A 19750-nucleotide genomic window follows, 5' to 3' on the forward strand; every position below is an offset into this window, starting at 1 on the left:
GACCGAAAGGCCTCCCATGCAGTTCATCGGCATCACTCACCACGGCGGACCCTGGGCAGCGGCGCTCGCCGGCTCCCGTGTCCTCCCGCTCACGCCGGCCGACGATTTCTGGGCCGACGCCGAGGGCTGGCAGGACAAGGTGGCAGCCCTGGTTGCCGGCGCGGCACACGCTGAAGCGTCCGACGGCGAGGGCTGGCTGGAACGCGGCAGCGTCACCGAGGTGCCGCTGGTCCCCGCCTCCGCGCGGGTGATCTGCGTGGGGCTGAACTACAAGGCGCACGTTGCCGAGGGCAGCTTCAAGGACCAGGAACTCCCGCCGTACCCCACGCTGTTCGCCCGGTGGACAGCTTCCCTGTCCGTGGGCAACGTGCCCGTCCCCGTCCCGACGGGTGAGGCAGGGCTGGACTGGGAAGGCGAAGTTGCCGCTTACATCGGCCGCCGGGTGGAGTCCGCCGACGAGGACACCGCCGCGGATGCCGTCTTTGGCTACTCCACATTCAACGACATCACCTCCCGCAGGGCCCAGAAGCTCACTTCGCAGTGGACCCTGGGCAAGAACGGCGATTTCAGCGGCCCCCTGGGTCCCGTCGTCAGCCGCGACGAGGTGGGCGACCTGCGCGACGGGCTCCAGGTCCGCACCCGCGTCAACGGGATCGAAGCCCAGAACGGCAACACCCGCGACATGATCTTCTCCGTCCCGGCCATCATCTCGCTCATCAGCGAAACCTTCACCCTGCACCCGGGGGACGTCATCGCCACCGGCACCCCCGAAGGCGTGGGCTATGCCCGCACCCCGCAGTGGCTGCTGCAGCCCGGCGATACCGTGGAAGTGGAGATAGAGAAGCTGGGCATCCTGACCACGCCGGTGGGCGACATTTCCCTTCGGAGCCGTGCCTGATGAACGCCTTTCATACCGCGGCGGACCTGCCGCCGGAGGCACAGGTCCTGATTGCCGGGGGTGGCCCCAGCGGACTCTTCCTGGCCCTGGATCTCGCCTCCCGCGGCGTGCCCAGCACCGTCATCGAACCGCGGACAGCGCTGGACCACACCCGGCCGCGTGCCAAGACCACCAATGCCCGCACCATGACGCACCTGCGCCGGCTGGGCCTCGCCGAGGTCCTCCGGGACGCCGCGCCGCTGCCGGTGGAATACGCCCAGGACGTCATCTTCTGCACCGGCCTCACCGGGCTTTCCGCGTACGAGCTGCGCCGGTTCCGCAACGCCTTCCAGCTGGTTCCCGGCCGCTACGGGCCGCAGCCGGAGTGCGGCCAGCAGGTACCGCAGCCCGTCCTCGAGGAGGTGCTCCGGGCCGCCGTCGAAAGCCACCCGCTGGTGACGTTCCTGGCCGGCTGGACCGTCACTGGCGTGAGCGTACCGGACGGCGGGGCCGCCACGGCAGCCTGCGCCGTCGTCGTTGCCGATTCCTCAGGTGCGTCCCGCACCATCGCCGCGGAGTACGTCATCGGGGCCGACGGCGGGTCCTCCGCCGTGCGCCGCAGCCTGGGGCTGCGGCTTGAGGGCGGCTCCGCCGAGCTGTCCAACATCAGCATCCTCTTCCGCTCGAAATCGCTGGCGTCCGCTGTCTCTTTGGATCCTGCGGTGCAGTACTGGGTGGTGGGCTCGGAGACCTCCGGCATGGTGGGACCCATGGACCGTGACGGCACGTGGTGGGCCATCGTCCAGGGCGTGGATCCGTCCGTGACGGTCACTGCCGGGGACGCGGCCGCGATGGTCCGCTCCCTGGTGGGCTCGGACGTGGACATCGAGGTGGTGGCCACGGACCCGTGGACGGCCCGGATGCTGCTGGCTCCCGAATACAGCCGCGGCAACGTCTTCCTGGTGGGGGACGCCGCCCACCTCAACCCGCCCTGGGGAGGCCACGGTTTCAACACCTGCATCGGCGACGCCGCCAACCTGGCCTGGAAGCTCGCCGCCACGATCAACGGCTGGGCCGGGCCCGGACTCCTCGCCAGCTACGGGGCGGAACGCCGGCCGGTGGCTGCGCGCACCATCCGCGACGCCGCCACCAACGGCAAGGCCCTGGCCTACCACTTCGCAGACCCGGACCTGGTTGCGGCCGGCCCTGCGGGGGATGCCGCCCGCGGGGCTGCGCACCTGGCCCTCGCCGTGAAGCAGAGCGAGTTCGATTCCCTGGGCCTGGTGCTGGGCTACGCGTACGGTCGCTCGCCCGTGGTGCTGCCGGACGGTTCTGCCCTCCCCGACGAGGACCCCATCCGGTACATTCCGTCCGCTGCTCCGGGGGCCCTGCTGCCGCACGCCTGGCTGGCGGATTCCCGGTCCCTGTACAGCGCCCTTGGTGCGGGCTTCACACTGCTGGCCGACGCCGGATCGCTGGGCGGGGTGGACGCCGCCGAAGTTTTCGAGCCGGTCCTGGCAGCCGGTGCCCGGCAGGGCATCCCGGTGACCGTGGCCGCCGTCGGGCCTTCCGACGACGGAACGCACCTTGCGGACCTGTGGGGCGCTGCTGCCGTGCTGATCCGTCCGGACCAGCACGTGGCCTGGCGCGGCAACTCCCCGGTGGAGGCCGCCGCCGCGCTGTCCGCCGCCGCGGGCTGGGCGACCGCTTTCCCTCCCGCACGTCCTGAAGAACCTGCACCTTCCATCGAGACCAGGAGCGCCCGTGTCGACGCCGTCATTCCGTGATTTCCTCTTCGCCCCGGACCACCCCCGCGTGGCGGACATCCGCGGACTGGATGCCCGCGAATACGCCGAGGCCGCCAAGGCCGATGCGTTCGCCGGCCCCATGATCGAGGGCTGGCGGAAGCTCTATCCGCAGCCATTCACGGGCATCACCAGCGACGGCGTCCGCCGGGAGGGCCTCTACCCGCTGGCACCTGCCCGGCCCGGGGAGGAAGCGCCCACCGCGGACATGGTGGCTGCGGCGCGGAAGCTGATGGGCACGGTCACCGCGGACCAGGCCGGGAAGCTCTGCTACGCCGTGGACGTGCCGGAATGGCAGAGCTGGGCCAACCCCGAATTCATGCAGCACGACACGGGGCTCCGCCTGGACGAGGTTGCCGGTCCCGTGCGGGATGCAGTGCTCGGCGTGGTGGAGGCTTCGCTGAGCCCGGCCGGGTTTCAGCTGGTGCGGAACCTGATGCGGATCAACGGCTTCCTGGGTGACCTGGTGGAGCTGCCGCTGCTCATGAACGAGTTCAGCTACAACTTCGCCCTGTATGGGGAGCCTTCCGAGACGCAGCCGTGGGGGTGGCAGCTGTTTGGCCACCACGCGGCGCTGAACTGCCTGGTGGCCGGGACGCAGCTGGTGGTCTCGCCGGTGTTCATGGGCGCCGAGCCGGACATGATCGACGCCGGCCCACATCAGGGCGTCAAAGTGTTCAAGGAGCGCATCGCCCTGGCCCGGCAGCTGATGGCCGCCCTGCCTGCGGACCTGCGGGACCGTGCTGTTGTTTATGCGGAGATGGTGGACCCGGCCATGCCCGCGGGGCGCCTCCACCCGGGCGACGAACGGCACTTGGGCGGCTGCTTCCAGGACAACCGGGTGATCCCGTACGAGGGCATCCCGGTCACCGACATGCCGCCCGGAACCCGGGAACTGCTCGACGCCGTGGTGGAGGACTTCATCGCCTACCTGCCGGACGGTCCGCGTGCCGCCCGTCTCCGGGAGATCCAGGAAAACTACGGTGAGACGTTCTTCAGCTGGATCGGCGGCTGGGAAGGGGAGGAAGCGTTCTACTTCCGGGTGCAGAGCCCTGTGGTGGTGCTGGAACTGGACCACCACACCGGCGTCTTCCTCAGCAACGACCAGCCCGCCCCGTTCCACATGCACACCGTGGTCCGCACCCCCAACGGCAACGACTACGGCCGCGAACTCGTCAGGCAAGCCACCCCCTGACCCTGACCCACCCACCATTCACCGACCCACCCACCCACCATCGATTGCTGAGTAACTGCCGTTTTGGGGCGCCATAACGGCAGTTACTCAGCAATCGATGGGTTTAAAAGACCAGAAGGCCCGGATTTCCTCTCGGAAGTCCGGGCCTTCGTATCGAACAAGACCTCATCGATTGCTCCGTAATTGTCGTTCTCAGTGCTCAAAACGACAATTACGGAGCAATGGATGTGGAGTTAGGGGATGTCCAGGGCTGCCCGGCGCTGCGGCGGAGGGCCGACGACGGTCAGGTCCATCTCAGCCTGGGCGCGCCCGAAGCCCTCCATGTCCATGTACGGCTCGCCGCCCTCGGTGTACATGTAGTCATCGGTGGGCGTGTTGAAGTACTCGAAGAAGCCGTTGAACACCGACGGCGTCAGGAAGCCCACCATCTGCGTGTTGTGCGCGTCGAGCGCGAACGAGTGGATGGTCCCGGCGGGGGCGTGCACGAAGTCGCCCTTTGTCAGGAGCATCTCCCGGCCGTTGGCGTAGAGCCACATCCGGCCTTCGGTGCAGAGGAAGTTCTCCGTGTGCTGGGAGTGGAAGTGCAGCGGGATGTAGGGGGTTTTGGCGCCTTTGGTGTGCACGGCGAAGTAGTTGGAACCGGTGTTGGCGGGCCGGGACAGGTAGGTGAACATGGTCTGGTAGCTGACCAGGCGCTCACCCTCCCCGGCGCTGAGGAAGTACGGGCTCTGCGTTGGCGGCAGCCCGGCGTCGTGCTTGAACGACGGCGCCACACGCTCAACGTCGGGGAATGTGATGCCAAACTCGGCGCCAACTTCCGCCTGCTCCTGCAGGCTGGCCCTGTGGCCGGGGCGCACCGGCGGGACGTGCGAATCGATGGGTGTGCCCACCCGCTCGTAGTAGGCCTCGCCGCCGCCGGGGGTCATCCAGTTCAGGAAGCGGGTGTAGTGGCTGGCCATCCGGTAGGCGTGCGGGGTGTTGGGCGGAATGACCACCGCGTCGCCGGGGGTGAGGATGCGGCTCTCGCCGGGCAGCCAGACGTGCAGGATCCCGTCGAAAACGTAGAGCGTCTTGTGCTCCACTTTGTGGCTGACGAACGGGGATTCGGCGCCCATGCCGCCGGAGATGTAGGCAGCGCTGAAGATGCCCCCGGTGTCGGCGGCGCGGGCGATGACCGTGACCAGCTGGCCGTTGATCTCGTAGCGCGCGCCTTCGCCCGACGCCATGTAATACGGGACCGCCTCACCGGGCAGCGCGTTGGCCACCGGGAGCTGCTTGTTCATTTCCTCAACGCTGAGGGACATGGTTTCCTTCTTTCCAGTCGGCCGGCCCTTGCCGGAGCGTGACCTACATCATGGCTGTCCCACGCCCCGGCCACGAGCCCTGATTCCATTAGTTGAAATCAGAACGTGGCCGGCCATCGTCCCCCTGCTACCCCTCACATTCCTTGCAGTACTTCTTGCCGTCCTTCTCACGCGCCAACTGGCTGCGGTGATGCACCAGGAAGCAGGACATGCACGTGAATTCGTCTGCCTGCACCGGGACCACCTGGATGAGGAGTTCCTCGTTGGAGAGGTCGGCACCGGGCAGCTCGAAGCTGTCCGCGAGGTCCGTTTCGTCCATGTCGGGAGCGGCCTCCCGGCGGCCGGACTTGTCGGACTTCAGCTCCTCCAAGGCGACGTTCGGCTCTTCCTCGGGAGTCACCCGCGGAGCGTCGTAGTCAACTGACATGTGGTGTGTTCTCCTGTCCAGCTGCTGATGTCCAGATTGTTCTGGACAGATCGACAACGCCGGATGGGCGCAACTAATTCCCATTCCGTGCGCAAAGTGAAGACCTCTTAGATGTTGGCTGTGTTGCTGCCGTCACTAAGAGGTCTTCACTTGTTCACAACGGAATCAACGTCGTGGCCCGTACAGCTAGTACGCGGTCATCGCAGGGGCGAAAATCTCTCACCTCTGCTTTTCGGGCTAGCCAGCGAGGCCGCGGGCAGCTGTGCTTGGTGACATGGCCGCGGCCGTGAGGACAGACGTTTCCTGCTCGCTCTGCTGCACCTCGTCGAGCTCCTTGAGGGTGTACTTTTTGGTCTCCTTGGCGGTGAGGGCTGAGATTCCTGCCAGGACCATGAACCCGAGAGCGACCATGGACGGTCCGACCCAATCTTTCAGGTCGGGGCCGGCGAGTGCTGTCGAGAGGACGGGGCCGATGACGCCCGAGATGGCGAAGCCGATCTGGGTGCCAAGGGCGAGCCCGGAGACGCGCAGCCGGCCGGGGAACATTTCCGCGAAGAATGACGGCCAGGACGCGTTCACCATTGAGTAGAACAGGGAGTAGTTGATGATGCCAAACAGGAAGATCAGCGACCAGTTGCCGGTGGTGATTGACCACAGGTAGGGCACCATGGTGACGCCTACACCGGCCGTTGCGATAAGGAACATCGTTTTGCGGCCGATCTTGTCCACAAGGAATCCTGCCAGGGGCGTAACTCCGAGGGCGATCACGGCCGAGACTGTGGTGGTCAGGAGCATGGTTGGCTTGTCCAGCTTGTACCCGGCGGTCCCGAATGCTACCGAGAAGGTCTGCATCATGTAGCTGGTGCCTGCGATGAGGGCACAGAATACGATCCGCAGCACCGCACGCCAGTGGAAGCGGAGAAGATGCCGGAGAGGAGCAACGTTCACGTTGGCGGCCTGGGCCTTTACGAACTCCGGCGGCTCCTGGACGTGGCGGCGGATCAGGTAAGCAGCGACGACCACGATGGCGGAGGCCCAGAACGGCAGCCGCCAACCCCAGCTCAGCAACTGCTCCGAGGGCATAGCGGCGATCGGGATGAAGACCAGCAGGGTGAGCAGCGTGCCTGAGGAGGAACCCAACGTGGTGAAGCTCGCGAGGAACCCGCGCCGGCCTTCGGAAGCATGCTCCAGGCTCATGGTGATGGCACTGGGCTGCTCGCCGGAAAGGCACAGTCCCTGGATGACGCGGATCAGCACGAGCAAGATCGGAGCAAGAGGACCGATTTGGGCGTACGTGGGCAGGCACCCGATGAGGAAGGTGCAGCCGCCGATACCGAACAGTGTGATCATCATGACGAACTTGCGGCCTCGACGATCGCCCAGCGGCCCCAGGATGAGGGAGCCGAGGGGGCGTACCGCGTAGCCGACCGCGAAGGTGATCATGGCGAGCAGCACGCTGAGGCCCTGGGGCAGCTCGGGTGAAAAGAAGAGCACGTTCAGAACCAACGCCGACGAGGTGCCATACACCGCGAAGTCGTAGTACTCCAACGTCGTGCCGATCCAAGCCGCGATTGCGGCCTTGACCGGGGTCTTCCTGGGAAGTGTTGTTTCTGTCATTTCGTCTCCGTGGGTGATGGTGAACACCGGTTGCCGCTAAACCTGGGCTCTCGGAAAGAGATCTTGAGTGGAATATCCGGCTGGTCCTGCTGTGAGCTCTCTCGCAAGTCGTGTTGACGGCTTTTGCGGACCGGCCCCAGACATCAAGTTAACGTTTGCGGTGTGGGTCACACAAAGTCCTCTTTTATGTACCTACATAGCGATTTGTTATGGCTTGGAGCCGAAGAACCGTAGACCCTGGACGATCATTGCGGATGGGCCGCACGCAAGCCGACGCCCCTGGTCATTTTGCGGATTTCGTCGGACTTCAGGCCGCTTGCCCCCGCGAGTTGGTGGTCGTCAAGGAGCCGGGATTTCCTGGCCAGTGCCAGTACCTGCGTTCGTTGTTGTTCCGCATCACTCCGGGCGCCTTCGGCTGCCGCCAGCTCCGAAGCCAATCCCGCAATGAGGTGAAGGTGCCCGCTTCGGGTTTGGCCGGACGGGTACAGCTCGCCGCGTGCCAGCGTGGCAGACCGGATACTGGCGGCAGGCTGGCCGGCGGCCTTCGCGACGGCGGAAATCTTCACGCCGTCGCACACGGCCTGGGCGAGGCAGTCACCCATCTCGGCGGTGAGGGCACGTACCCTGCTGGACCGAAGTGCGAGGGTCGTCCGCAGCTGGGCCAGCATGGCCAGGGCTTGTTGGGCGCGGGCCGTGGCGGGGTCTGGCTTCGGGACGCCCCGGTACCGGTACGCTGCTGCGCCGGCCCCGCCTGTCCCGGTGCCGGCTGTGCGCGGAGGTATCCGTTCCTGAATCTGTCTGCCGGGCACCTCTGCTCCTTGTCTCCGTTGGTGTTTCCATGCCCGCGCGGCTTCCCGCCGGCAGGCGTACCTCTCCCGCGGTTCGGGACGCTGGCCTGGAAGGCGTCGCGGCGGAGCTTGGCCTTCATTGGGCCCGTTATCCACCCTGCAGGTTACGCCGCCGGTAATCCGCTAAGGCAATACCGAAAGTGCGTGGAGCAATAGGCGAAAGTTTTGGCTGCTCCGTCATAAGGGCTGCTTATCTGTCCACGCACTTTAGGTCTTATCCAAGAGGGCGGCTCCTTCCCTAGGCTCGATGGAACAACCCTCATCCGTACCGGAAGCCTGGAAGAAACCATGCCTGAATTCGTGCCCGCATCACGCGTAACCCGTATCAAATCCTCACCCAGCGTTGCCGCGGCGGCCCGTGTCCGGGAGCTCAAGGCCGAGGGCCGCTGGATCCTGGACCTGACGGTCGGCGAGCCGGATTTCGACACGCCCCAGCACATCAAGGACGCTGCCATCGCAGCCATCGGCCGTGGTGAAACCAAGTACACATCGGTCACCGGGACGCCCGAACTGCAAAAGGCCATCCTGCAGACGCTGCATCGCAAAACCGGCCAGCAGTACGCGCCGGGCGAGATCACCATCGGAGGGGGCGGGAAGCAGGTCATCTTCACCGCGTTCATGGCCACACTCGATGCAGGCGACGAGGTTGTCATTCCCGCACCGTACTGGGTCTCCTACCCGGACATGGTGCTCGCCAACGAAGGCACCCCCGTCATCGTTTCCTGTGGTGAGGACACCGGTTTCAAACTCACCCCTGAGGCACTGGCAGGGGCACTGACGGAGCGCACCAAGTGGGTCATTCTCAATACGCCCTCCAACCCCACAGGGGCGGTGTACTCCCGCGAAGAACTGGCAGGCCTGGCCGCCGTCCTGAAGGACCACCCTGCCGTCTACGTCCTCACGGATGAAATCTACGACGACATCCACTTCGGCGAAGAGCCCATCACCAGTCTGGTGGCCGTTGCCCCTGAGCTTAAGGACCGTGTGCTGGTCACCAATGGGGTCTCCAAGGCCTACGCGATGACCGGATGGCGGCTGGGTTACGCCGGAGGGCCGGCGCCCCTGGTGGCTGCCATCAACAAGCTGCAGTCCCAAATGTCCTCCTGCCCGTCCTCTATCAGCCAGGCAGCTGCCGCCGCGGCACTCACCGGAGACCAGGCATTCGTCCGCGAAAGCGTGGAGGTGTACCGCGAACGGCGTGATGCGGCAGTCTCCGGGCTGAACGCGGTCAAGGGCCTGGAGTGCGCGACGCCGGATGGCGCCTTTTACGCGTACGTCAACTGCGCCGGGGTCATCGGCAAGACGACGCCCGATGGCAGGAAGATCACCAACGACGAGGACTTCACGCTGTACCTGCTGGAGGCAGCCTCTGTTGCCGTCATCCAGGGTTCGGCGTATGGACTGAGCCCCTACTTCCGGATTTCCTATGCCACCGGGCTGCCGGTGATCGAGGAATCCATCGCTGCCATCGAAAAGGCTGTCACGGCTCTGGCCTGACCCAACCACTACTTTGCCCAGGCTTTCCAAACAACAGGAGCACCACATGATCCACGTCAAGACGAAATTCGACCGGCCTTCCGAAGACGCCGTTCAGCGGCTTTCCAGGTTTTCCTCCGCCACGGTGCACGAAGCACAGGGCCGCAAAGGCGCCCTGAGCTCGAAGATCAAGCCGATCGACCGCAGCATGTCCTTCTGCGGCCCCGCCGTCACCGTGGTCTGTGCACCGCGGGACAATCTGATGCTTCAGGTGGCCATCCATTACGCCCAGAAGGGCGACGTTGTGCTGGTGGCAGCCGGTGAGTACGAGGAAGCCGGGACGTTTGGCGACGTGCTGGGCAACGCCATGAAGGCGAAAGGCCTGGCAGGTATGGTCACGGACTCCGGTGTCCGCGACACCAAGGACTTGATTGAACTCGGACTGCCGGTGTTCTCCGGCAGTGTCTGCATCAAGGGGACCGTCAAGGAAACCATTGGCCCCATCAACCACCCCCTGGTCTTCGGCGACGAGATTGTCTACCCCGGCGACGTCCTGCTGGGTGATGCCGACGGCGTGGTGGTGGTCCGCAAGGACGAGATCGAGGAAGTCATTAAGCTGTCTCAGGCACGCGTGGACGCTGAGGACGACCTCATCCGCCGCTACAAGGAAGGCGGCACCACCATCGAGTTGTGCAAGCTGACCGATGTGCTGAAGGCCAAGGGCCTGCTGGTGGAGGACGCCGAACTGGAACCCGCCCTGTAGCCCCACACCCCATCGATTGCTGGGTAATTGCCGTTTTGAGCCCTCATAACGGCAATTACTCAGCAATCGATGGGGTTAAACCCAGAGGCCCGGGGTTCCTTTCGGAACTCCGGGCCTTACCTGTTGCCGCTTTGAAGCCGATGCGCCGATCAGTTCATGCCGGGCAGCAGGTGGGCGGGCGGCCCCACCTGGGCGTCATCCAGGTACCACATGGTGGAGCCGCGTTTTCCGGGCGGCATCATGCTTCCCTCGAACACGAAGACCGGTTCCGTGGCGGGCGCGTCCTCCGGACGCCAGAAGCCGTTGGTGGGACAGTGGGAACCGGTGCCGGCTTTGAGCTGGATCCTTCTTTCAGCTGATTTCCGGTACTGCACGCTGGTGATCTTTTTCATGGCTGGGCTCCAGGGAAATTAATTGCCGGGGTTGCGCCTTTGGCGAACCTTTATGGCTTTTATCCTAGGACCTTCTGAATTACCTGAATAAGACTAAAGCAGAGTGACCTGATAAGGCGCCCTTATGGTGCCGCGAATGGCGTGGCAGGGGGCGCGGAATATTTACTCCGGAGTATTTCCTGCAGCATTTCCTTGAGTACCAGCAGAACGGCAGACGCGGCTTCGGACAAGGGCTCGTGGTCAGGGGTGCAGAGAGCGATCCTGCACTGCAGCGCGGGTTCGACGATCCGCAGCACCCGGAAGTCCTCCTCGTGGAACAGTGCGTCCGCAGCCGACTTGGGCAGGATAGTGGCTCCGAGGTCCGTGCGGAGCAGCCGGGTGAGGGATGGGACTGATTCCACCTCGCCCACCAGCTTCAACTTCAGGCCCCTGCTGTCGATGCCCGCCTGAACCACCTGCCGCAGCGTGTGGATCTGTTCCGGCAGGAAGAGCCCGACGTCAGCCACCTCGTCCAGGGTGATCGTGTCAGCGTCCGCCGCTACCGGGAGCTCCCGCCGGGAGTTCACGATCAGGTACAGGTCCTCGACGATGAGGGTGGTGAACTGCACCCCGCGAATTGGCCCCGGCTCGTAGATGAGTGCCATGTCCAGCCGCCCGTTCTTGATGGCCTCACTGAGCACGCCGCCGTAAATCTCGGTCAGGTGCAGCACGATGTCGGGGTAGCGCCGCCCCACCTCACTGATAATCCGCGGGGTCAAGCTGGACGCCATGCTGTAGGGGGCGATTGCTATGGAGACGCGGCCGGAAGGCGCCGCCCCTGAAGCTGCCACATCGATCCTGGCCTGGTCCACGAGCCGCAGGATGGTCTGCGCGTGCCGGTACAGGGTATGGCCGGCCGCCGTGGGCTCCACGCCCTGCTTGCTGCGGATCAGGAGCCGCTGCTTCAGCTCCGTTTCCAGGGCCGACACCTGCTGGCTCAGCGCCGGCTGGGCCACGTGGAGGGCGGCGGCCGCCTTCGTGATGCTTCCTGAGTCGACGATCTTCACGAAGTACGCCAGCTTCCGGGTGTCCATAGCACTCCTCTTTTCCAGCCGGGGACGGTACAGCATGCGGGGTCATACGTTGGCGCTATGGCGGGACAGGCATTACGTCTTTGTGTGATCCGAGTCTCGGGCATAGGTTAATTGCAGATGACTTTCCAATGACCAGAACATTCTATCCCCGCCCCGGCCATCACCGATTTTGATGGTGGCATATGTTATGCGCATAAGCAGGAAAACAGTTTATTGGAAGCACCATTCTTATAGTCACGAAATAAGGACCCTGCACATTCTTTGGACCGCCAATAGCGCCGACCGAGGTCATAACTGTTCCCTATAGCGTGATACCGCATTCGTCTTTGTGTGGCTCCTATCCCGCTGCCACACTGATTTACACCCGCAGTACCAGCAGAGGAAGGCCCGTAATGCCCACAGTCGATCTCGTAGCGGATCTTGGTGAAGGTTTTGGCGCCTACTCGATCGGTGACGACAAAGCCCTGTTGGAAATCGTGTCCAGCGCCAACATCGCCTGCGGCTTCCATGGCGGGGACCCTGACATCATGGACGCCACCGTGGCTGAATGTGTCAGGACGGGAGTCGGCATCGGTGCGCATCCGAGCTTCCCGGATCTCCGCGGCTTCGGCCGCCGGGCCATGGACCTCACAGCTGACGAAGTCCGCACCGACGTCATCTACCAGCTGGGAGCCCTGTCGGCGTTTGCGGCCTACCACGGCGGTTCCGTCTCCCACCTGGCACCGCACGGCCGACTGGGCAACCTGGTGGCCACCCGGGCGGACTATGCCGGAGCCGTAGCTGATGCCGCCGCCCGGGTGGACCCGAAGCTGATCATCCTGGCGCAGGACGGTGAACTCGCCACCGCTGCGGTAGAGCGCGGCCTGCGGGTGGCCATCGTTGGCATCGCGGACCGTGCCTACCAGGATGACGGCACACTGGTGCCGCGCAGCGAGCCGGGCGCCGTGATCCACAACCCCTCCGTCATCGTCCAGCGCACCGTACGGATGGTCACTGAAGGCCTCATCGAGACTGCCTCCGGCAGGGACATCGCCATCCAGGCAGACACGGTGCTGCTCCACGGCGACAACCCGGGCGCGGTCGAACTTGCCCGCCTGATCCGCAGCGAACTGATCGCCGCAGGCGTCACCATCGCACCGCTGGCACAGGTCCTTTCGGCAAAGCAAAAGGTTTCCTGACCATGTCCGCCACAACGACGACCAGCCAGACAACGCTGGACATCTACGAGTCAGGCGACGCCGCCCTGCGCGTGGTGGCACGGTCCGGTGACGCAGAAACCAACTGGGCCACCGTCCATTCCCTGGCAGGCTGGCTGGCAGCCGCCGGCGTCGACGGCATCCACGGCGCCGTTCCCACCTACGACTCCGTCCTGGTGGAATTCGACCCTTACCTCACCTCCGCCCGCCAGGTCCGGGCCTTCGTGCTCCTGGGCATGCGCCAGCTGGCCTTCACCGGCACTGCCCTGCGGGAGCCACGCCGCTTCGAAGTCCCCGTGGTGTATGGCGGCAGCTACGGGCCAGACCTGGACCGCGTGGCGGATCACCAGGGCCTGGACGTTGAGGACGTCATCGCCCGGCACACGGCCAAGACCTACGTCATCCGCTGCCTCGGAGCGCCGGCAGGTTCTCCGATGATGGACGGACCAGACTTCCCAGTCCCCGTCCCCAGGCTCAAGGACCCGCGGCTGTCCGTGCCCGCCGGTGCCGTATCCGTGGCCGGACGCCAAGCAGTGATCGCGCCCGCAGTGGCACCGGGCGGCTGGTGCGTCATCGGCCAGACCCCCCTGACGGTCCTGGACGCAGCACGCGAACCCCTGGTGCCCTACGTCCCCGGCGATGAACTGCGCTTCTACCGCATTCCCGCGGAGGACTTCGGAAACTACGAGGGGCAGTTCCTGGAGGCACGGCCATGACCGGGTCACTTGTCATCCTTCAGCCCGGCCACTCAGTAGTCACCGACCTCGGCCGGACGAAGGGGCCTGCATTCGGACTTCCCGTCAACGGGGCCCTGGACCAGTTCTCGGCCAAGGCCGCCAACATCCTGGCCGGCAACGGGGACAACGATCCGCTGCTGGAACTCACCGCCCTGGACTTCAGGATGCGCGCCACCACGGACCTGCTGATCGCCGTGACCGGCGCGCCCCTGGACCTCACGGTGGGCGGCCGCGACTGCCCCCAGTGGGAGCCCGTCTCTGTCCGGGCCGGCGAAACAGTGACGGTCCGCGGAATCCGCACGGGGCTCCGCGCCTACATCGCCGTCCACGGATCCTTCACCGTCCCCACGCTGCTGGGCAGCTGCGCACCGGACACGGTGGTGGGCTTCGGACTGAAACTCGTTGAGGGCACCCGGCTCGCAACACAAAAGACCACCGCACCCATCACGCAGCCGCATTTCGGCCTGCCCCTGTTCCGGCTGGGACTGGCAAAGCCGGAATTCACCACCCACCCGGTCATCGACGTCACCGACGGGCCGGACGTGGCCGAATTCGGCGACACCGCAGACCTGCTTTTCACCACGGAATACACCGTGAGCCCCCGAAGCAACCACATCGGACTCCGGCTCGGCGGCGCACTGCCCGAACGCCAGCTCACCTCCGAGGTCCTCTCCCGCGGTGTACCGGTGGGGGCCATCGAGGTTCCGTCCCGGGACGAACTGCTGGTCCTGCACCGGGGACGCGGCGTAACGGCGGGCTATCCGGTCCTGGGAGTGGTCACAAGCCGCGCCCTGGATGTCCTGGCGCAGTCCAGGCCTGGACACACCGTCACCTTCAGAAAGACATCCGTGGCTGAAGCAACAGCCATGCACCGCACAGCCTGCCTGGAACTGGACAAACTCCGGAACACCATGACCACAGTCTTCGGACTCCTCGGGATCGGCGCCGGCCAGCGCTGGTACGAACTCAGCCCGGCGTCAGGAGCCTGAACATCATGAATGCCCTTCCCGCCGCCCAGGACCGCACCCACAAACCGCTACGCAATCCCTGACCCCCTGCCAACCGGGGACACCTGCGCCCGGCCCCGCGCCGGACGCAGGAGCCCGTCCCTTCCCACTTTCTGGAGTACCAAATGCCTTTTTCCGACTACACCACAGCCCTCGTCACCGGAGCTTCCACAGGCATGGGCGCCGCCATCGCCGAACGGCTCGCCAAGCGCGGCCTGACCGTCCACGCGGTGGCCCGCAACGAGGAACGCCTCGCTGAACTGGCGGACCGCACGGGAGCAGTCCCGCACGTGGTGGACCTGACCGACACGGCCGCGCTCACCGCCGTCGTCCGCGACCTCAAGGTGGACGTCCTGGTGAACTGTGCCGGCGTGTCCCGGCCCGGCAACATCCTGGACTCCTCCGAGCAGGACATCGACGAATTGGTGGACGTGAACCTCCGCGGGCTGCTGCAGCTCACCCGGCTGGTGCTGCCCGGCATGGTAGAGCGGGACCGGGGCCACGTGGTGAACATCAGCTCGATCGCCGGCCTGTACAACTTCTACGGCCACACCGTGTACCACGCAACCAAGGCCGCGGTGCACCAGATCTCCCGCCAGCTCCGCAACGACACCGTGGGCAAGCGCATCCGCGTCACTGAAATCTGCCCCGGCCGGGTGGAAACCGAAATCTTCGGCCGCAACCTGGGCGGCAGCCCCGAGGCCATGGAAGAAGCCTGGAATACGTACTACGAGGGCTACGAATCGCTCACTACCGATGACATTGTCAACGCCCTTGATTACGCCATTGAGACGCCGCGGCACGTGAATGTTGGCATGCTTGAACTCATGCCCACCTTCCAGGTCCCGGGCGGCCTGACCTTCGACCGCCGCGAGCCCACCGCCTGACGTCCGCCCGCACTTCAACCACCACCAACCGATAGGTCCCCACCCATGCAGCATGTGCACACCGTCAGCTTTCCCGATTCCCGGCTCCTGGCCGACCTGTCGCCGCTTCCCGGCAGCCTGCGCGGGGTGGTGTGGGACATGAAGGAGGCCCCCGGTGGGGACCTGGGCAGCATCGACGGCGTCATCCTGCCCTACCTCAACGCCGGGGAAGTGCTGGGTTCCCTGGGCAAGGTCCCGGACCTCAAGTTCGTGCAGACGCAGTCAACAGGATACGACGGCGTCTGCGAGGCGGCCGGTCCGGGCGCCGCGGTGGCAAACGCCTCGGGCGTCCATGCAGCTGCCACCGCGGAGCTGGCCGTTGGCCTCATCCTCGCCAAGCTGCGCGGCATCGACCAGGCCGTCAAGGACCAGCAGGTTGAAAGCTGGAAGCCGCAGCGCCGCCAGTCCCTGGCCGACCGCAAGGTGCTGCTGCTGGGCATCGGCGGGATCGGCAAGGAACTGGCCCGCCGCCTGGAACCCTTCGAGGTGACCATCACCCGGGTGGGAAGCACGGCCCGCACGGACGCCGACGGGCAGGTCCACGGCCCGGATGAACTGTTGGCCCTCGCCGCCGACCACGACATCCTGGTCTCCGTCCTGCCCCTGAACGACAACACCCACCACCTGGTGGACCGGGACGTCCTGGCCGCACTGCCCGACGGAGCCCTGGTGGTGAACGTGGGCCGCGGCGCCGTCATCAGCACCGAGGCCCTGACCCGCGAAGTGGTCTCCGGCCGCCTCCAGTGCGCCATCGACGTTGTCGATCCCGAGCCGCTGCCCGCCGGCCACCCGCTGTGGTCCGCCGGGAACGCCCTCATCACCCCGCACGTGGGCGGCAACGCCTCGGCCTTTGAGCCCCGGATCCTTAAACTCCTGAAGCAGCAGCTCGAGGCCCTGGCCGCCGGCCAAACCCCGGCCAACCTGGTGCAGGAAGGACCCTTCGCATGAGCGCGTTGTTCGATCTCACGGGGCGCGTAGCCCTGGTCACCGGTTCAAGCAGGGGCATCGGTTCGGCCCTTGCCAGGGCGCTGGCCGACGCCGGCGCAACAGTAGTGCTGAACGGCGTCAACCCGGAGCGGCTCAAGGACGCCGAGGCGGCCATGGCGGCAGACTTCCCGCCCGGCCGGATCCACAGCGTGGCCTTCGACGTCACCGACGACGACGCCGCCCGCAGCATCCGCTGGATCGAGGACAACGTAGGTCCGCTGGAAATCCTGGTGAACAATGCCGGCATCCAGCACCGCGTCCCCATGCTCGACCTGGATGTGGCGGACTGGGAACGCGTCCTCTCCACGGACCTCACCAGCGCCTTCCTGGTGGGCCGCGAAGCCGCCCGGCACATGATCACCCGGGGCCGTGGCAAGATCATCAACATCTGTTCTGTCCAGACCGACCTGGCCCGGCCCACTATCGCCCCGTACATCGCGGCCAAGGGCGGGCTGCGGAACCTCACCCGTGCCATGACCGCAGAATGGGCAGCCTCTGGACTGCAGATCAACGCCGTGGCACCTGGCTACATCCACACCGAAATGACCCAGAACCTGGTGGACGACGAGGAGTTCAACTCGTGGATCCTCGGCCGGACACCGGCCCACCGCTGGGGCACCGTGGAGGACCTGGCCGGTCCGGTGGTGTGGCTGGCCTCGGACGGCTCCAACTTTGTGAACGGACAGACCATCTTCATTGATGGCGGAATGACGGTGGTGGTCTGATGGCAACGCCCCTTGATGTTGCATTGCCCGCCACCGGCCCGGCACTGGTGGCGCACGCCGCCGGCGACCTGCGGATCGACGAGGTCCCGCTGCCCCGGCCCGCAGCCGACGAAGCAGTGGTCGAGGTCCTCTACGGCGGCATCTGCGGCTCCGACCTGCACTACTGGCTGCACGGCGCGGCAGGGGAGTCCATCCTCAAGGCGCCGCTGGTCCTGGGCCATGAGATCTCCGGCACGGTGGTGCGCCAGGCGGCGGATGGCTCCGGGCCGCAGGCCGGGACCGCCGTCGCCGTCCACCCCGCAACGCCCGGTCCAGGCGCCGCGCGCTACCCGGCGGACCGGCCCAACCTGTCACCTGGCTGCACCTACCTTGGCAGCGCCGCCCGCTACCCGCACAAGGATGGCGCCTTCAGCCGCTACGTCACGCTGCCCGTCCGGATGCTCCGCCCGCTGCCGGACAGCATCGACCTGCGCACCGCGGCACTGATCGAACCCGCGTCCGTCGCCTGGCATGCCGTGTCCAGGGCCGGGGATGTCCGGGGGAAGACCGCGCTGGTCATCGGCTCCGGCCCCATCGGCGCCCTCGCGGTCGCCGTCCTCAAGCGAGCCGGCGCAGCGCACATCACCGCCGTCGACCTTCACCCCAAGCCGCTGGAGATCGCCACGGCCGTGGGCGCCGACCAGGTCATCAACGCCGCGGACACCGAAGCCATCGCCGCCGTGGAGGCCGACGTCGTGATCGAATCCTCCGGCAACCACCACGGGCTGGCCTCGGCCATCCGCGGCGCGGTGCGCGGCGGCACCGTGGTGATGGTGGGGCTGCTGCCCACCGGCATGCAGCCGGTGCCCATTTCGCTGGCCATTACCCGCGAACTGCAGCTGCTCGGCTCGTTCCGCTTCAACGACGAGATCGATGACGTGATCGCAGCCCTCGCCGACGGGTCCCTGTACATCGAGCCCGTCATCACCCACGAATTCCCGCTGGCCGACGCCCTCCACGCCTTCGAGGTAGCCAAGGACTCCACCAGCTCCGGCAAGGTGCTCCTCTCCTTCGGCGACGCGGGGCAGGCCCGATGAGCGGGCACCTGCCACCGCTGGTGGTCATGGGAGTCTCGGGCTGCGGGAAGTCCACCGTCGGCGCCCTCCTGGGCCGGCGGCTGGGCAGGCCGTTCCTCGACGGCGACGACTTCCATCCCGCCGCCAATAAGGAAAAGATGGGCGCCGGGATTCCGCTGACCGACAGCGACCGGGAACCATGGCTCGCCGTCCTGGGCGGCCTGCTGGCGGGACGGGACGGGTTGCCTGGAGCGGCGCCCGGGTTGTTTGAAGGAACGGCCGACGGCGGGCCAACAGTGCCGCCGATCGTCGCCTGCTCCGCGCTCAAGCGCCGGTACCGCGACCTGCTGCGCAGTTACGCGCCGGACCTGGTGTTCGTCCACCTCGCCGGCAGCGCGGAGACCATCGGCGCGCGGATGGATGCCCGAGCCCACGAATTCATGCCGCGCACGCTGCTGGAGTCCCAGTTCGCCGCGCTGGAGGAGTTGGCAGCGGACGAGGCCCACGTTCTTGGCGACATTACCCAGCCTCTCGATGTCCTTGTGGAAGCGGTGGCCAGGCAGCTCGAGGCAGGCGCTCCCTGGGCCCCGGCTGCCCCCGGGTCTGTCCCGGAGGCTGTCCACTCGGCCTGAGGACTTCTCCTGGCTCAGGTGGTAGGTAGACTGGTCTACCTACCACCTGAGCGAGGAGTGAACCATGGCTGCTGCCGGCCTCTCATCACCTGTCAGCCCGACCCCTGCGCGCCGCCCCGCCCGGGAACTGCTGCTCGACGCTGCGGCGCGGCTTTTCTATGCCAACGGCGTCGCGGCCACCGGTATCGACACCATCACGGCCGAAGCCGGAGTGGCCAAAAAGAGCCTCTACAACAACTTCAGCTCCAAGGCGGATCTGGTGGCCGCCTACCTTGAGGCGAGGCACGAGGAATGGCTCGGCCTGTACCGCAAGCGGCTGGCAACGGCGCCGACACCGCGCAGCCAGGTCCTGGCCGTCTTCGATGCCTACCTGGACCACGCCAACTTCGCCTACCAGTACGGCTTCCGGGGATGCGGCCTGCTCAACGCCGCGGCTGAACTGCCGGCCGGCCATCCCGGCCGGGACGCTGTGCGCCGCCACAAGGAGGAAGTCCAGGAACTCCTGGCCGGGCACGTATCGCCGTTGCTGCAGGGCCGGGAAGAACAGGTCCCCGCCATCGCCGCGCATCTGGCGTTCCTGCTCGAAGGCGCCATGGCCCGCGCCGGGCTGGAAGGCAATGACGGTCCGCTGAAGGACGCCAGGCGCATGGCCGGTCAGTTGCTGGACGCCCTGTGAGCAGCGAACGCCACCACCCCAAGGCCCAACGC

20 protein-coding genes are annotated in these 19750 nt (G+C 66.2%); 14 read left to right on the top strand and 6 right to left on the bottom strand.

Annotated features, from left to right (window positions below; translation table 11 throughout):
• Positions 1-16 precede the first annotated feature (16 nt).
• Genes AB0280_RS20565 through AB0280_RS20575 form a run of 3 tightly spaced genes read left to right on the top strand, consistent with a single transcriptional unit; the run spans position 17 to position 3877 of the window.
• On the top strand, positions 17-898 hold the full coding sequence (locus AB0280_RS20565) for a fumarylacetoacetate hydrolase family protein (protein WP_307487522.1): 882 nt from the start codon (positions 17-19) through the stop codon (positions 896-898).
• The gene (locus AB0280_RS20570; protein ID WP_307487524.1) at positions 898-2664 is read left to right on the top strand and encodes an FAD-dependent monooxygenase; all 1767 of its coding nucleotides are present in this window, start codon (positions 898-900) and stop codon (positions 2662-2664) included. Before AB0280_RS20565 ends, AB0280_RS20570 begins: the two co-directional genes overlap by 1 nt.
• Positions 2642-3877 carry a DUF3500 domain-containing protein gene (locus tag AB0280_RS20575; protein ID WP_307487526.1) on the top strand — a complete coding sequence of 412 codons (1236 nt, stop codon included), beginning with the start codon at positions 2642-2644 and terminating at the stop codon, positions 3875-3877. The genes AB0280_RS20570 and AB0280_RS20575 overlap by 23 nt, the downstream gene beginning before the upstream one ends.
• Positions 3878-4110: 233 nt before the next feature.
• On the opposite strand, the gene AB0280_RS20580 is transcribed toward AB0280_RS20575, so the two are convergent.
• From AB0280_RS20580 to AB0280_RS20595, 4 genes are all read right to left on the bottom strand, one after another.
• Positions 4111-5181, bottom strand: a complete 1071-nt coding sequence (locus AB0280_RS20580) for a quercetin 2,3-dioxygenase (protein WP_307487527.1) — start codon at positions 5179-5181, stop codon at positions 4111-4113.
• A gap of 127 nt (positions 5182-5308) precedes the next feature.
• Positions 5309-5608, bottom strand: a complete 300-nt coding sequence (locus AB0280_RS20585; protein ID WP_018772148.1) for a DUF4193 domain-containing protein — start codon at positions 5606-5608, stop codon at positions 5309-5311.
• Between the two features lie 237 nt (positions 5609-5845).
• Positions 5846-7225: an MFS transporter gene (locus tag AB0280_RS20590; protein ID WP_307487529.1), complete on the bottom strand. Its 1380-nt coding sequence runs from the start codon at positions 7223-7225 to the stop codon at positions 5846-5848.
• A gap of 245 nt (positions 7226-7470) precedes the next feature.
• Positions 7471-8034, bottom strand: coding sequence for a hypothetical protein (locus AB0280_RS20595; RefSeq protein ID WP_307487531.1), 564 nt, complete (start codon positions 8032-8034; stop codon positions 7471-7473).
• Positions 8035-8361: 327 nt separating this feature from the next.
• On the opposite strand from AB0280_RS20595, the gene AB0280_RS20600 reads away from it, so the two are divergent.
• Both AB0280_RS20600 and AB0280_RS20605 read left to right on the top strand, forming a co-directional pair.
• On the top strand, positions 8362-9570 hold the full coding sequence (locus AB0280_RS20600; RefSeq protein ID WP_307487533.1) for an aspartate transaminase: 1209 nt from the start codon (positions 8362-8364) through the stop codon (positions 9568-9570).
• Positions 9571-9616: 46 nt separating this feature from the next.
• Positions 9617-10312 carry a 4-carboxy-4-hydroxy-2-oxoadipate aldolase/oxaloacetate decarboxylase gene (locus tag AB0280_RS20605; protein WP_307487535.1) on the top strand — a complete coding sequence of 232 codons (696 nt, stop codon included), beginning with the start codon at positions 9617-9619 and terminating at the stop codon, positions 10310-10312.
• 149 nt (positions 10313-10461) lie between these two features.
• Here AB0280_RS20605 and AB0280_RS20610 read toward each other — a convergent pair whose 3' ends face one another.
• Both AB0280_RS20610 and nac read right to left on the bottom strand, forming a co-directional pair.
• Positions 10462-10704, bottom strand: coding sequence for a hypothetical protein (locus tag AB0280_RS20610; RefSeq protein ID WP_307487537.1), 243 nt, complete (start codon positions 10702-10704; stop codon positions 10462-10464).
• Positions 10705-10826: 122 nt separating this feature from the next.
• Positions 10827-11777: a nitrogen assimilation transcriptional regulator NAC gene (gene nac, locus AB0280_RS20615; protein ID WP_307487539.1), complete on the bottom strand. Its 951-nt coding sequence runs from the start codon at positions 11775-11777 to the stop codon at positions 10827-10829.
• Between the two features lie 392 nt (positions 11778-12169).
• Between nac and AB0280_RS20620 the strand changes: the two genes are divergently transcribed.
• The 9 genes from AB0280_RS20620 to AB0280_RS20660 all read left to right on the top strand — a co-directional run bounded on the left by AB0280_RS20620 (position 12170) and on the right by AB0280_RS20660 (position 19718).
• Positions 12170-12955: a LamB/YcsF family protein gene (locus AB0280_RS20620; protein WP_307487541.1), complete on the top strand. Its 786-nt coding sequence runs from the start codon at positions 12170-12172 to the stop codon at positions 12953-12955.
• 2 nt (positions 12956-12957) lie between these two features.
• Positions 12958-13689, top strand: a complete 732-nt coding sequence (locus AB0280_RS20625; RefSeq protein ID WP_307487544.1) for a 5-oxoprolinase subunit B family protein — start codon at positions 12958-12960, stop codon at positions 13687-13689.
• Positions 13686-14699, top strand: coding sequence for a biotin-dependent carboxyltransferase family protein (locus AB0280_RS20630; RefSeq protein ID WP_307487546.1), 1014 nt, complete (start codon positions 13686-13688; stop codon positions 14697-14699). Before AB0280_RS20625 ends, AB0280_RS20630 begins: the two co-directional genes overlap by 4 nt.
• A gap of 143 nt (positions 14700-14842) precedes the next feature.
• A complete protein-coding gene (locus AB0280_RS20635) occupies positions 14843-15604 on the top strand; it encodes an SDR family oxidoreductase (protein WP_159633952.1) in 762 nt (253 codons plus the stop codon).
• A 45-nt stretch (positions 15605-15649) separates the two neighbouring features.
• Positions 15650-16591, top strand: a complete 942-nt coding sequence (locus tag AB0280_RS20640; RefSeq protein ID WP_366368585.1) for a 2-hydroxyacid dehydrogenase — start codon at positions 15650-15652, stop codon at positions 16589-16591.
• Positions 16588-17355: an SDR family oxidoreductase gene (locus tag AB0280_RS20645; RefSeq protein WP_366368586.1), complete on the top strand. Its 768-nt coding sequence runs from the start codon at positions 16588-16590 to the stop codon at positions 17353-17355. The genes AB0280_RS20640 and AB0280_RS20645 overlap by 4 nt, the downstream gene beginning before the upstream one ends.
• A complete protein-coding gene (locus AB0280_RS20650) occupies positions 17355-18431 on the top strand; it encodes an L-idonate 5-dehydrogenase (RefSeq protein WP_366368588.1) in 1077 nt (358 codons plus the stop codon). The genes AB0280_RS20645 and AB0280_RS20650 overlap by 1 nt, the downstream gene beginning before the upstream one ends.
• The gene (locus AB0280_RS20655; protein ID WP_366368590.1) at positions 18428-19042 is read left to right on the top strand and encodes a gluconokinase; all 615 of its coding nucleotides are present in this window, start codon (positions 18428-18430) and stop codon (positions 19040-19042) included. The genes AB0280_RS20650 and AB0280_RS20655 overlap by 4 nt, the downstream gene beginning before the upstream one ends.
• 64 nt (positions 19043-19106) lie before the next feature.
• Positions 19107-19718, top strand: coding sequence for a TetR/AcrR family transcriptional regulator (locus AB0280_RS20660; protein WP_366368591.1), 612 nt, complete (start codon positions 19107-19109; stop codon positions 19716-19718).
• The last annotated feature ends 32 nt before the right edge of the window (positions 19719-19750 follow it).

It is taken from the genome of Pseudarthrobacter sp. 902506025, from assembly GCF_040702325.1.
GTDB lineage: Bacteria > Actinomycetota > Actinomycetes > Actinomycetales > Micrococcaceae > Arthrobacter.